The organism is Paenibacillus sp. MER 180 (assembly GCF_023713665.1).
Lineage (GTDB): Bacteria > Bacillota > Bacilli > Paenibacillales > Paenibacillaceae > Paenibacillus_B > Paenibacillus_B suaedae.
Genome location: NZ_JAMAVT010000018.1, coordinates 83,758 through 97,894 on the forward strand (window position 1 = coordinate 83,758; position 14,137 = coordinate 97,894).

Below are 14,137 nucleotides of genomic sequence, written 5' to 3' on the forward strand. Positions count from 1 at the left end.
CTCTCCTCTTAGGGAAGGCCTTACACTACATAATGAAGGGAGGAAGAAAACGTTTGTACACCGTAAAAGAAGTATCCGAGATGTCCAATATTACAATCAAAACGCTTCATCATTATCACAAAATCGGTCTTCTCTTACCTAGCAAGAGAAGCGAGGCTGGATATCGGTTATATGGAACGAAAGAGCTTGAACGTCTGCAAGAGATTTTATTTTACAGAGAATTAGATTTCTCCTTAGATCAAATCAAGGACATGATGGAACATCATTCAGATCGATTGTCTATTCTTGCCCAGCAAGAGGAGCTGCTCCTCCATCGTAAAGACAGATTGGACACCATTGTTCAAACATTACGTAAATCCATTGAGTGTAGTAAGGATGGTGAATCTATGGATAACAAAGAAATGTTCATAGGGTTTGCAAGCGAAAAAGAGTGGAACAAAGCGCTGATTGAACAAAATGAGTATTTGAAGGCTTCGTACGGGATGGATTCTCTGGAGGTTGCTCCTGAGGAAGTTCAGAATATCAATGAACAAGCAGTTGAAGCCATGACATTCATGAACAAAATGGCTAATTCCTTACGAGATGGAATTAAGCATAACGATGAGAAAATAGTCAGTCTTATTCGATACCATCTAGCATTTATGAATAACCATGGGCACAATACGTCTGCTAAAGAATTTGCCGCACAGACTCAATTTTTTCTTAGTGATGATTTTCATCTTAACATGCTCGAGAGTCAGCAGACTGGATTGGCTTATTATCTTGCAGCTTCGGCAGCGTCTTTCGAGACAACAAATCCATAACTCATCGCCCAGAACAAATGGGCATATAAGCTGATATATTTGATTACTAAAAAGGCCTTGATCCTGTAAATCTCAGGACTAAGGCCTGTTCATTATGTTTATCGTCTACACAACGGGCTGAAGCTCACTGTTAAGACCAAGCGTACGTTCAGTTAACGCATGAATTTCTTTAAATAGCTCCGGGTTCTCCGCAAGTGATACACCATAGGATGGTATCATTTGCTTGATTTTGGGCTCCCACTCCTTCACATACTGTGGGAAACATTGCTTAATGACCTGCAGCATGACATGAACGGCTGTTGAAGCACCTGGAGATGCACCAAGCAAAGCAGCAATCGATCCATCAGCAGCACTAATTACTTCTGTGCCGAATTGAAGTGTGCCTTTGCCGCCGTGTGTCGTATCTTTAATAACTTGCACACGCTGACCTGCCACCACCAAATCCCAATCCGCACTTTTTGCGTCCGGGACAAAGTCCCGTAAATCCTTCATGCGCTTTTCTTTGGATAACATGACTTGTTGAATAAGGTATCTTGTCAATGGGACGTTCTTCGCTCCAGCTGCAAGCATCGTGAAGAGATTATGCGGCTTCACCGATGTAATCAAATCGAACATGGAGCCCGTCTTCAAGAACTTTGGCGAGAAGCCAGCAAACGGTCCGAACAGCAATGTCTTCTTGTTATCAATATATCTAGTATCCAGATGCGGGACAGACATTGGCGGAGCGCCAACAGGAGCCTTCCCGTATACCTTGGCATGATGCTGCTCTACTATTTCCGGATTATTGCATACCATGAACAATCCACTTACCGGGAAGCCACCGATACCTTTGCCTTCAGGAATTCCTGATTTTTGCAGCAAATGAAGACTGCCACCCCCGCCGCCGATAAAGACAAACTTTGCCGAATGGCGTTCGACGGTACCGCTTTGCATATTCCGAACCTTCAGCTCCCATAAGCCATCCTTCGTCCGCTTCAGATCATCCACACTATGCTTGTATTGAATCGCAACGTTTTTGCTCTTCAGATGGTCAAGCAGTATGCGCGTTAAAGCGCCAAAGTTAACATCCGTTCCGGTGTCAATTTTGGTAGCTGCCATCGGCTCATTCGTAGTTCTGCCTTTCATAATAAGCGGAATCCATTCCGATAGTTTGGCCGTATCATCGGAGAATTCCATACCTTGAAACAGCGGATTATTTGATAGCGCTTCAAAACGTTTTCTTAAAAAGGCGACATTGCTTTCCCCTTGGACTAAGCTCATATGAGGCAAGGGCATAATAAAATCCTGCGGATTACGAATTAAATTGCTGCTTACGAGATAAGCCCAGAATTGCTTTGAAAGCTGGAATTGTTCATTAATCTTAATCGCCTTGCTAATATCTATGGTTCCGTCCTTCTTCTCGACGGTGTAGTTAAGCTCACACAGCGCAGCATGCCCTGTTCCTGCATTATTCCATTCGTTAGAGCTTTCTTCTCCTGCGTTAGCGAGCTTTTCAAAAACTGTAATTTCCCAATCCGGTGCTAATTCTTTCAGCATTGTCCCCAAAGTCGCGCTCATAATTCCGGCACCAATTAAGATAACGTCTGTTTTAGTTTGTCTGTTGATCATTTTTACCGTCCTTACATGCTAATGTATTTGTAGAAAAGATATAGGCGCAGCTGCCTGCTTGACTCATTCATCCAGATAGTCAATCGGGATGCATAAAAACCAAGGCCTTCTCCCAACTACTTGCAAGGAATGTTGCTTTGGTTTGCTCCGACTCCAGTGAATAACCGCCCTGCGAGCCCCCTAGTTTGCGCTGTACTGCTTTTTTGGACTTGAAAAATGCTCTTCGCAATAACATCGTGGTACCACCAATTTTGGATTAGCGATCATCCCCAATATGCTTTTCTCACCAACGACTTGTAAACAGCAATCTTAACAGCAAAAAAAATTCAACCTGAGAGCAAAGATCCATGTTCTCAGTGGAAAGGAATATCAATTGAGACCCCTTTGTTAAACTCTAGATTCAAAAATGATTGAATCTCCTCATTTGCTGTATATCTGGGGTGCCGTGACTCCTTTAGAGGATTAATATTATCATAACATAAAAAAATCCATTTGTTAGTATTGATTTTAAACATAAATGTATGGATAGTCATTGATTTTTATTGAGATTACTGCTCTTCCTTTGGCTTAGGAATGTATTCCAGTGTGTCCCTATTTCATATGATCAAGTTTCACTCATTAATCTATAGTTTATGAAACGGTATTTCCACACCCTCATCAATAAAGATTCCTTCAGAAATATCGATATAACTCATCGTATTTCGAATCCAATACAGATTAGGTTTAACTTTAAATAAATGGGTATCATGTTGGTCATGGAAAGAAATAATATACGAGTTTATTCCCTCTTTAATTATGAAGGATGTTTGATATTCATCAGCGAGTTGATAGGTACCGACAATATGATCAGCACTATTGAATTTCATGATACTAGGATGCTTTGGAGCATCAGGTTCTTTACTTTCACTAGCTTGGTTTAAGAATTCTAATATTTGCTGCTCGTAAAAAGGGCTTACCTCTTCATTCGTTAAGAGAACCGTCACCTCTCCGCTTGTCACAGAACATAAGCAATGCGACGAATAGCCAGGCCAACCACCAGAGTGACCAATAGAACCGTCTTGAATGATAAACCCACAACCATATGAGCTATGTAACGGTGAAGGAGTAAGGGCGCGATTCACCATTTCAAGCGATACTAATTCACCTTGAAGAAACCCTTTTACAAATCGGGCTATATCTTGAGCTGTTGCATAAATTCCTCCGTCACCATAAAAATCGTGTTTCTTATCGATATCTTTAAAAATCGGATCGTCTGTTGCATGGATATATTTCTTATTTATAAAATCAAATAGCTTACCGACAGCAGTTAGTTTCAATTTTGGCTTCGTTGTCGTGTTTTGAAGTTGAAGAGGTTGGGCGATCATTCTTTGTAAATAATCCTCATAAGAAAGTTGACTTGCCTGTTCGATAATTTTAGCTAGCAAAACATAATTTGTATTTGTATAAAGCCAACCGCTACCTGGAAGGAAATAAGGCTCCTTGTTATGTAAAATATCTTCAATTTTCTCAACTGAAGAATTATCGATATATTCTGGGATACCGGATGTATGCATCAACAAATCTTCAATCGTTACATCTTTAAAGATACTTGTATCAAACCACTTTGTTAGGTTGTCTTTAAAATGAATCACCTTCTGCTCTATTAATTGAAGAACCATTACAGCAGTGTACATTTTGCTTAAAGAAGCAATGTTAAATAGTGTTTCCCCCGTAATCGGAACTGAATTCTTCATATCTGCAAAACCTATTGTTACATCTACAATTTCGTTATTGCTCGTTTCTACATAAACTGCACCATTGAACTGGATTTTTTCAAGCGTAGAATAAATAGAGTTGAACATAAGTAAGCCTCCTAAATATATTAGTCATCTAACATATTGGATGAGAAGAACTCAAATGAACTCTTCAGCTGCAATTTGTTTCAATTTTTTCGTAATTCTTTCTAACTCGTTACGTTCGGCAACAGTTAGTTTAGAAAATAAACGATCGGCCACAGAGCGCTCGACATATTCTTGCTTTTCAAAGTACTCCTCGCCTTTAATTCCTAGCGTAATAAACACTTCTCGGCGATTATCAGGATTGATAGCACGATGAATAAACTGGTTTTTCTCCATCTTCGCAATAAGCTGGCTTACTGCACTAGAACTAATGTTCATTTCTATAGCAATCTCACCTACCGTTATTTTGTTGGCAGAGTATACAATATCCAGCAACACGGCTTGCTGAGTGGTGATAGAGCTAGCTAAATATGGTTCATAGTGTTTAAAAATCAAGCGGTTAATGGCATAATCAGCTTCATTAATTTGTTTTACTTGTTCATAGATGTTCACGTAGCTCACCCTCTGAAATATGTTAGATACCTAATATATTAGAGGGGGAACTACAATAAGTCAAATTTTTCGATGATGGATTGTAGTGTGGTAGCTTTTAACCGATAGGCAATTAATGTTGACAATATAGGTCGGAATAATTATAGTTTACTAGTATCAACATTCTTCTTAGAAAGCGGGTTAAACATGACCAATCACATTGAGAACAGACAATTGAGTTTTGGACAGAAAGACGCCCCTATTAAGGTTGAGGTATTTTTGAATTTAACCTGCCCTTACTGCGCAACCTTCTTCGGCATCGCGGAAGATGTTCTGCCAGCCTACTTGGAACAAGGTCAAGTTGAATTTATCGTCAAGCATTATGATAAGCCTAGAGAGATGCTGTTAAATGGAACGCTCGTGAACTTGTTCTTGGACTATAAAAATCCTGCGCGTGCAAGAGAGATTATCAAAGAATTGTTCAAAACCCAATCCCAATGGGATCAGTTGAACAATCAAGAAATCAAAAATCTGCTAGCTTCCAATTATCAACTGCAAGAAGAGCCGAATAACACGGAAATTAGCTTGCATGTCACGGCAGAAGCCATTCGCAGAAACGTGAGGATGGTTCCTACTGTATTTATCAACAATAAAGAATATCAGTTCCCAAGAGAAATTGATGCAGACGAATTGAAGGCTGAAATCGAAGCGCTGCTGGCAAAGTAATCTCTTTGTCATCATTCATTTTGTTGAATTTTTATCTATCAATTCCGACTTTACGCATATGCTTACACTACATATAAGATGCAAGCATGCACAATCTACAGGAGGACATTATGAAGCAGCATTTATCTAAATCCTATCGTCTATTGTTAACGTTAACGATCTTTGCCGTATTTCTAACCGCCTGTGGTACAGGTAAAACTGGCAATTCTGCCAATTCGGATATCGCGAAGGATGCCCAAGGAGCATCAACGAAAAAAGTGCTTCGCGTCGGGACTTCTGGCATTTATCCGCCTTTTGTATCAAAAGGTAAGGACCAAAAGCTTGAAGGCTATGATGTCGATGTATTGAATCTAGTTGGTGAAAAACTAGGCTATGAAATTGAATGGACGGTAGCTGAATTTTCCGGATTATTCGGCATGATGGACAGCGGTCGTATCGACACTATCGCCAACCTAATTGCCGTTACCGATGAACGGAAAGAAAAATATGACTTTACCGATCCCTATGCATATTATTCAGTTACTCTCGTCGTCAAAAATAACCGTGATGATATCAAGTCCATGGATGATTTGAAAGGGAAAAACCTAGGTGCCCTGCTTGGCAACAATATGCACAAGTATGCAACAAAGTGGAATGAAGAGCATGGGAATGAGATCAATATCCGTGCCTATCAAGACGTAAGCGGTACATATAAAGAAGTGGACATGGGGCGGATTGACGCCTTCATTGACAGTAACTTTGTTGCGCACTCTCGAATTAAAAAGGAAGGCTTGCCGCTGAAGATTTTCTCGGAGAAGCCTCTCTACACAACCGAGAATGCATTTCCATTTGTGAAGAGCAAAGAGAATGAAGAGTTCATTAAGCAGTTCAGCAAAGCGTTGCAAGAGTTGAAAGACTCCGGCAAATTGAAGGAGCTTTCGGACAAATGGAGTGAGATTGACGTGACGAAACCTTAAAGCTCGTCATTCAGCTCATAATTAGATGTTACAGATCCCCCTATTTCAGGGGGTTTCTTCATTCCCTATTCAAAATGAATTAAGACTACAATTGGTGGTGTCTATCCATGAATTTTGATGTGAAATATATGCTTGGGCTGTTTCCATCGCTGCTCGAATATTTGCCGCTCGTCCTGTACATCACGCTGCTGGCTTTCTTATTCGCTATTTTGCTAGGCATGGTGTTTACTTGGATCATTTCAAATAAAACGAAGATTATATATCCGATCTTACTCGTAATTATTTCTTACTTCCGGGGAACGCCGTCCCTCATTCAGATCTTTGTATTTTATTTTGGTATGCCGCAGCTGTTCCCGTGGATGAATTCGATGGATGCAGTTACAGCCGTCATCATCGCATTAAGCTTGCGCAACGCCGCATATCTATCGGAAGTCTTCCGATCCGCGTTGGCATCGGTAGATAAAGGGCAAGCTGAAGCAGCTTTATCCGTCGGTATGACAAGATGGCAAGCAATTCGAAGAATTGTACTGCCACAAGCTGCAAGAACCGCAATCCCGCCGACCGGGAACTATTTCATTATGATTTTCAAAGAAACCTCGCTCGCCTTTACAATTGGGGTCACAGACATGTTGGGACAAGCCAAGCTGGAAGCGGCTGTTACTTATAAGTTCCTGGAGGCATTTCTGGCAGTTGGATTCATCTACTGGGTCGTCACTGCAATCTTCTCCTCGATTCAATCCCGAATTGAATGGAGAATGGAGAAGCCTTATCGATAGGAGGAGCAACATATGATTACAATCGACAATTTGCATAAAAGCTACGGAAATACCGATGTGTTAAAAGGGATCAATCTTCAAATCGATAAGGGAGAAGTTATCGCCATCATCGGCCCATCTGGCTCAGGAAAGTCCACCTTTTTACGTACGCTCAACTTATTGGAACAGCCTCAGAAAGGCAACATTACAATCGATGGTGTTCAGATCAACGCGGAGAAATATACGAAGAAGGATGTCTATCAACTGCGACAGAAAACGGCAATGGTGTTCCAGAATTATAACCTTTTCAAACATAAAACAGCTCTGGAGAACGTTACGGAATCCCTAATCATCACTCGCAAGATGAATAAAGCGCAGGCTGTAGAGATCGGCATGCAATTGCTGCACGAGGTCGGATTGGAAGGCAGAGAGCATCATTATCCGGCCGCGCTCTCAGGTGGTCAGCAGCAGCGAGTAGGTATCGCCAGAGCATTAGCGCTTGATCCCTATGTGATCTTATTCGATGAACCTACATCGTCATTAGATCCGGAATTAGTGGAAGAAGTGCTGCATGTCATTAAGGAAGTTACGAAGAAAAATACGACCATGATTATCGTTACGCACGAGATGGATTTTGCTCGAAATGTAGCCGACCGCGTCATTTTCATGGCTGATGGTCACATTATCGAGGAAGGTACACCTGAGGAGCTATTTTTGCACACGCAAAATGAAAGAACCAAGAAGTTTATTAGAAATTACGTCAACACGCTCAATGGATATTCAACGGAATATTCGATATAAAGCCTCTCTTCTCAATGTTACAACGACGCTGCTGGCATCATCATTGTCAGCAGCGTCTGTGCAAGTAATAAAAAGTTCACTTCTAAAAGGGATATTTTACATACATTAGATGGTTCTATTAATTGGCCATCCATCTGCAAGGAGTAAATATAGGTATTAGACCGAGCAGCATCAAGCTGTTGCTCACGAATGCTCCACAGCCGTTGCCTCGTACTTTAATTTTCCGTTTTTTACTACCAGTTATGATTATTAGGTTGAGCCCTTTTTCCGTAAGATAATTTTTGTCTTTCACAAATGTGACCACATTAATTTCCCCTATCTGCAGCCATTCCAGCGAATTTCAGAGATATTATACGTAGGGTTATTCAACTGTCATCTTTTTCAAATGCAGTTCTCGCAACATTAAAAACATAGGCAGCCCAAAAGAAACTCCTACAGTTAATGTGCCAAGTATCGGAACCCAGCACAAACTCATTTTCATCCCGGTTCGTTTTCCCTCGTATCGAATGAACACTAATAATACGATCACAGATACAATGACATCTAACCAGGCAAATGAGCCAATTCGGGTTCTCGCTGCTTCTTCGATAAGCAAAGGTAACTGCAATCCATGTTCGTATATCCATGGAATGAGCTGAGAGTACGGCAGCACAATCCCAAGCAACGATAAGACCCCATATAGAACTTTCATACGATTCCCCCCCTAAAATAATGACATCATCTTTATGGAAACAGCCTATGGCTTCACAGCGCTCCAGATGTATTTTTGTTCCTTGAACCCAATTCTCCCGTTGATCATGTTCATGTCATACCAATCGATTCCCATCGGCTGCCTCCTACTTCTTTATTAGGCAATAAAGAGCACACGAAATTTTTATAAAAATCACACAATTCCATATTAAACCATATCCGAATAAGAGCGGCAGTACAAGCCTTGAACTTTAAATGACATCTTCGCATGTGATAAAAGGCCATGGCAGATCAAAATTTGTTTCTGTATTACCCCAGCCAGTATCATTTTCCGCGTATAGACCATATGTGTAACTTGTTCATACAATGGACTACACCACCTGCATATAATTCTAAAAAACCACCCCGGAGGTACCATGCAAATGAGTGATGTGCTAAGAGCAGTGGATGATGAAATAGAGCGGCTGACGAAAACACTTATCGAACAGCAGCGACAGGATGGATCCTGGCGTTTTTGCTTTGAAAACGGGACGTCAGTTGATGCTTATGTGATTATTATCTTTCGATTGCTGAACGTTCCGAATGAAGAGTTGATCAGGCAGCTGCATAACCGGATTCTTGCCGCACAGCAGCCAGATGGCTGTTGGAGACTGTTTGCCGATGAAGAAGAAGGAAACTTGTCCGCTTCCGTTGAATCCTATTACGCCCTGCTTTATTCCGGGTACAGCCAGACGGCAGACGAACCTATTCAGCGAGCCAGGCAATATATTTTATCCAAAGGCGGTCTCGGAAAAGTGTCCAACATCATGACCACAGCCATCCTCGCCGCCACAGGTCAGAGGAAATGGCCTGCATCCATCTCGTCCATTCCGCTCGAGGTTGTTCTTTTTCCAACTTATTTTCCGATTAATATTTATGATTTCTCAGGATACTCAAGGGTTCATCTTATCCCAATGCTCATTATGGGCGACAAGCAGTTCTCGATGAGCTCCGCTCATACGCCAGATCTATCTGATCTTTATGTTCGAACGATGGACGAGGGAGATCCTCTCCCCCGTAGTTTCCAGGAGATACAAAACATGATAAAGGAAGGGCTAAAACTGCTTATCGGCACCCCCCGTTATGTCCACGAAGCAGCTACAACCAAGGCCGAGCAGTTCATGTTAGAAAGAATTGAAGCCGATGGTACCCTCTACAGCTATGCAAACAGCACAATTCTCATGATTCTCGCCCTGCTTGCCCTGGGGTATGATCAACAGCATCCTCTCATCACCCGTGCCATTCAGGGACTTACCGACATGCAATTTCGTTTTAACGGGACAACTACAATGCAGAACTCCCCCTCAACCGTATGGGATACCGCACTGCTTGCCTACACATTGCAGGAAGCTGGAATCGCCGCTGATCATCTAGCGATCCGGCGTGCCGCCACGTATCTGCTATCCAAACAGCAGGATAAGACTGCCGATTGGAGCATTCATAACCCGGACACCATTCCCGGGGGCTGGGGATTCTCGGAGACCAATACAATCAATCCCGATGTGGATGATACAACCGCAGCTCTACGGGCGATCAGGAGGTTATCTAATACCAATTCTACTTACCTGGAATCTTGGAATCGCGGACTGAACTGGGCTCTATCCATGCAAAATAAAGACGGAGGCTGGCCCGCATTTGAGAAAAATACAGACAACGAAATACTCACCTGGCTCGCCATAGACGGCGCCAAATCTGCGGCCATTGATCCCTCGGAGGCCGATCTTACAGGGCGCACCTTAGAGTATCTCGGGAACTTTGCCAGACTCGATAGCCGGCACGAATTCATCAAACGGGGAACAAATTGGCTAGTTCGCCACCAGGAGAAGGATGGATCCTGGTACGGGAGATGGGGCGTTTGTTATATTTACGGTACTTGGGCGGGACTGACGGGTTTGGCAGCGGTCGGCCTTCCAGCTAGCCATAAACCCTTACAACAGGGAGCCCGTTGGCTTCTAGACATCCAAAACCCGGACGGCGGATGGGGCGAATCCTGTCAAAGCGATCGGCTGCGGCACTATGTGCCCTTAGGGGAAAGCACTCCTTCTCAAACCGCATGGGCGTTAGACGCCTTAATCGCTGTTCAGACACAACCAACACCAGAGGTCGATCAAGGAATCCATAGACTTATCGCATTACTCCATGAAGACGACTGGAAGAGCACTTATCCTACAGGTGCCGGCCTTCCCGGTTACTTCTATTCTCATTATCACAGTTATCGCTATATCTGGCCGCTTCTGACGCTGAGCCACTATAAGAAGCGATATGGAAATCCATAGATCTAAAAAAGAACGGCGCCGCAATCGCTACGGGCCGTTCTCGTTTTTCCATTGTGAGTTTTACAACTATCGCGTTATTTGGCCTACGATTATAAACTTGAGCACTATTCTGTGAGGATATCCATTTATTAATCAATAAATTCTAAAATATTCCATTCCTTCTCCAAGAATATAGTATGAGAACCACATCAAATTCTGCTTCATAATAGCCATATTAATTCCTGGCTGGTCAGAACTATATGCCATTCCTTTAAATATAATTAACTCTGTATCAACTCCCATGTCCCTTAATCCTTGATATAGCTCATATGCATTTGAAATTGGAATTCTTGCATCCTTTTCGCCATGTTGGATTAAGGTGGGCGTACAGGCTGATTTAATATACGTCATTGGTGATGTTTTCGTATATATCTCTGGATCATTCCATGGATTATTTCCTAAATGCATCTTAATAAAGTAAGGTATATCTGTATTTACATAATGAGTACTCCAATTTGTTATTCCACCACCAACTGAAATAGCTTTAAATCTACTACTATTTGTAGAACAGAAAGCTGATATATATCCCCCGTTGCTCCATCCCATAACTCCTACTCTATCTTTATCTACAATCCCTTTGTCTACTAGTCTATCCACTCCAGATATAACATCATCGTAATCGGCAATTCCCAGTTTTCTATAGTTTGCTTGTAAAAATTCATTACCATACCCAGAACTTCCCCTGTAGTTTGGTTCTAAAACGATAAAGCCTTTTTCGATAAACTGTTCAATCGGATATTTCTCATTAAAACAGTCAGAAAATATCGGAAATGATGCCCAAGCCGGCCCACCATGGATTACCACTAATAAGGGATATTTTTTATTTGCGTCAAACTCTACTGGGGTTGATAACACTCCTTCTATTTCAAGACCATCACTACTTTTCCATGAGATTATTTTCCTGTTACTTTTAAGCTTTCCTTTGAAAAAGCTATTTTCATTCGTTATTTTTTTATCGTCTACATAGATTTCAAAGGTTTCATTTGTTATAGCCTTATTATAGGATATATGATTGCCATCCCTTGTTATAGAAGCGTCCATTATAAAGCCATCTACTTTTTCGCTTGCCATTTCCACAGTGCCATTCTCAGATAACAACCCAATAAGATAATTCGTTTTATTCTGCCATCTAATTAATATTCCTTTAGCTGTCCACCGTAATGGAATAACCGTACTATCAAAATCTGTTAAAGGTTGAATTAGCTCTCCATTATTAATATCATATATCTCGAGTGTACTGTCTTGTATATGGGTCTTATAGTAATCCTTCTCCCTTATACTTGCCGAGTAGCATATTTTGCTGCCATCAGGAGAAAAACAGACGCTCCCTCCCAACAACTTATCTATATTCATCTTTTGTAGCTCTCGAGCTTTAATATCTAGTATGTATAGATCTCCATTTATATAATCACCCATATTTGAGCTTGGTGTAGCCATAAATACAGCCTTTTTCCCATCATTTGAAATATCAAATTCATGGATATGAAAATCCTTACCATCAGTTAGTTGATAAACAACGCTATTTCCGTGTTCATAGTTATCATTTTGTATCACTTTTTCTATTTCAATGTAATATAAACAATTATTCTGGTATTCCTTACCTATATGATGAAAATCTCCATATAGTTGCTTACGTTTCTTTATCGCCTCTGATTCTTTTGACTGTGCAACATAATAAAAACCCTTGCCAGTAGGCTCCCATTTGAATGTACTGACCCCTTCTTTCTCATCAGTAATTTGAACCCCACTATCACCATCTATTGACTTAATAAAGATCTGATTTTTCTTATTATCCCCGTCACCAACTGGGCTAAGGTATGCGATATCTCTAGAATCTGGAGACCATAATGGGTATGTACTATCTATATCCCCAGTTGTTAATGGGTAACACTGCTTCTTATCTTTTTCATATATCCATATATGATTCCTATATGTATTGTCTTTCCAGTTAGCTGTCTTCTTGACAAATGCTACGTTTTTGCCATTTTCACTTATATTTGTACCTGATAAGGTTGGTAATGAAATAATCTCTTCTATACTTAGATATGCTTTTTCATTCATTTCCATTAATAACCCCCCTCGTAGTGCCTAAAGATACGCTTTTAAACTCTCCATACTATATTCGGGGTATTATTCAACTTTCCTACCCGGTAGCTTAGCAAAATGAGCAGGCTTCGGCAGCCTGCTCAACAATACTAGCCTTGAAAATGAGCTGTGGGTTTTACTACCCCTAATACAGCTTTGTAGTCCGAAGGTATATAAGTCACAGCTTTTAACTCCGTGATGACTTGCATGTACATTTTGTCAGGATCAGGCTGCACGACTCTATATTGAATAGTGGCCACGCCTTTCGAGAATTGGATGCCCGTGATCTCGAGTCCATATCCAGAGTGAGGAGCTAGGGCGGATAACGTAACTCGTGTGACAGAATCCGTTTCTTTTTCCGAAATGATTTTTACTTGGTTGAGATCGGAAGTATCAGGTGTTTCCGGTTTTGTGTTTTTAATGAATGTTAACGTTTTGCGGATCATATCGGCAGCTTCTGCGCGGGTGATATAGCTCTTAGGATAGAAGCGTTGCTTGCTGTCTAGGGATACGATTTTGGCAATGAGCAGCTTCTGAATACTGTCCATGTATCCGTCTGTCACCTGGTCGGCATCCGAAACGCTTTGGAAATTTTCGATCCATGCATAATTTCCTTTATGGCTTACTTGCCCAAATAGCCATTTGGCGAATTGCTCCCTTGTGACTTTAGCAGAAGGATTAATGTCTTTCGCAATGCCTAGCCCGTTATATTGAGCGATGATGAAGTCTTCCGCGTATGAAGAGTTGTTTTTAACCTTCGTATAATAGTCGGTTGCCTCCGGTTTCTTGATAAATTTAATATTATCGATGTTTAAATCCAAGCCTTTTACGATCATTGTCACTGCTGTTGACGCGTTCAAGCTTTCTTTCCCGTTTTCCTTACTCTGCTTGTTCTCTTTATGAGCAAAAGCGGAACCGCTAATGCCCATGCTGAAGACGGCGATTAACATGAGTAGTATCAGTGGCTTTTTCATTACATTTCTCATCTCGTTTTCCTCCGCATATCTTTATTATTCCCCTAGACGTGAATATGCTGAAATATGTTACATA

Annotated in this window: 13 protein-coding genes; 6 read left to right on the top strand and 7 right to left on the bottom strand. The window is 41.3% G+C overall.

Annotation, left to right across the window (positions count from 1 at the left end):
• Positions 1–32 precede the first annotated feature (32 nt).
• Complete coding sequence (locus M3661_RS23785) at positions 33–803, top strand: MerR family transcriptional regulator (RefSeq protein ID WP_065293295.1); 771 nt, start codon at positions 33–35, stop codon at positions 801–803.
• A gap of 105 nt (positions 804–908) precedes the next feature.
• Here the strand turns inward: M3661_RS23785 and M3661_RS23790 are convergent, their stop codons facing one another.
• The 4 genes from M3661_RS23790 to M3661_RS23805 all read right to left on the bottom strand — a co-directional run bounded on the left by M3661_RS23790 (position 909) and on the right by M3661_RS23805 (position 4,741).
• Complete coding sequence (locus M3661_RS23790) at positions 909–2,411, bottom strand: malate:quinone oxidoreductase (protein ID WP_065293294.1); 1,503 nt, start codon at positions 2,409–2,411, stop codon at positions 909–911.
• Between the two features lie 79 nt (positions 2,412–2,490).
• On the bottom strand, positions 2,491–2,646 hold the full coding sequence (locus M3661_RS23795; protein WP_155987265.1) for a hypothetical protein: 156 nt from the start codon (positions 2,644–2,646) through the stop codon (positions 2,491–2,493).
• A 388-nt stretch (positions 2,647–3,034) separates the two neighbouring features.
• Positions 3,035–4,252, bottom strand: coding sequence for a serine hydrolase domain-containing protein (locus M3661_RS23800; protein WP_251489222.1), 1,218 nt, complete (start codon positions 4,250–4,252; stop codon positions 3,035–3,037).
• Positions 4,253–4,303: 51 nt separating this feature from the next.
• A complete protein-coding gene (locus M3661_RS23805) occupies positions 4,304–4,741 on the bottom strand; it encodes a MarR family winged helix-turn-helix transcriptional regulator (RefSeq protein WP_065293292.1) in 438 nt (145 codons plus the stop codon).
• Positions 4,742–4,927: 186 nt separating this feature from the next.
• Here M3661_RS23805 and M3661_RS23810 point away from each other — a divergent pair, with 186 nt between their 5' ends.
• The 4 genes from M3661_RS23810 to M3661_RS23825 all read left to right on the top strand — a co-directional run bounded on the left by M3661_RS23810 (position 4,928) and on the right by M3661_RS23825 (position 7,958).
• Positions 4,928–5,446, top strand: a complete 519-nt coding sequence (locus tag M3661_RS23810; protein ID WP_251489224.1) for a thioredoxin domain-containing protein — start codon at positions 4,928–4,930, stop codon at positions 5,444–5,446.
• A gap of 110 nt (positions 5,447–5,556) precedes the next feature.
• A complete protein-coding gene (locus M3661_RS23815) occupies positions 5,557–6,402 on the top strand; it encodes a transporter substrate-binding domain-containing protein (protein WP_065293290.1) in 846 nt (281 codons plus the stop codon).
• Positions 6,403–6,509: 107 nt separating this feature from the next.
• On the top strand, positions 6,510–7,178 hold the full coding sequence (locus tag M3661_RS23820; RefSeq protein WP_065293289.1) for an amino acid ABC transporter permease: 669 nt from the start codon (positions 6,510–6,512) through the stop codon (positions 7,176–7,178).
• Between the two features lie 12 nt (positions 7,179–7,190).
• Positions 7,191–7,958 carry an amino acid ABC transporter ATP-binding protein gene (locus M3661_RS23825; RefSeq protein ID WP_251489227.1) on the top strand — a complete coding sequence of 256 codons (768 nt, stop codon included), beginning with the start codon at positions 7,191–7,193 and terminating at the stop codon, positions 7,956–7,958.
• A gap of 361 nt (positions 7,959–8,319) precedes the next feature.
• Here the strand turns inward: M3661_RS23825 and M3661_RS23830 are convergent, their stop codons facing one another.
• Positions 8,320–8,649 carry a DUF2834 domain-containing protein gene (locus M3661_RS23830; protein WP_251489229.1) on the bottom strand — a complete coding sequence of 110 codons (330 nt, stop codon included), beginning with the start codon at positions 8,647–8,649 and terminating at the stop codon, positions 8,320–8,322.
• 421 nt (positions 8,650–9,070) lie between these two features.
• On the opposite strand from M3661_RS23830, the gene shc reads away from it, so the two are divergent.
• Positions 9,071–10,963 (top strand): squalene--hopene cyclase, encoded by a 1,893-nt coding sequence (gene shc / locus M3661_RS23835; protein ID WP_251489231.1) that lies wholly within the window; start codon positions 9,071–9,073, stop codon positions 10,961–10,963.
• Between the two features lie 132 nt (positions 10,964–11,095).
• Here shc and M3661_RS23840 read toward each other — a convergent pair whose 3' ends face one another.
• Complete coding sequence (locus tag M3661_RS23840; protein WP_251489233.1) at positions 11,096–13,069, bottom strand: S9 family peptidase; 1,974 nt, start codon at positions 13,067–13,069, stop codon at positions 11,096–11,098.
• Positions 13,070–13,197: 128 nt separating this feature from the next.
• Positions 13,198–14,073: an S-layer homology domain-containing protein gene (locus M3661_RS23845; protein WP_251489235.1), complete on the bottom strand. Its 876-nt coding sequence runs from the start codon at positions 14,071–14,073 to the stop codon at positions 13,198–13,200.
• Positions 14,074–14,137: the final 64 nt, after the last annotated feature.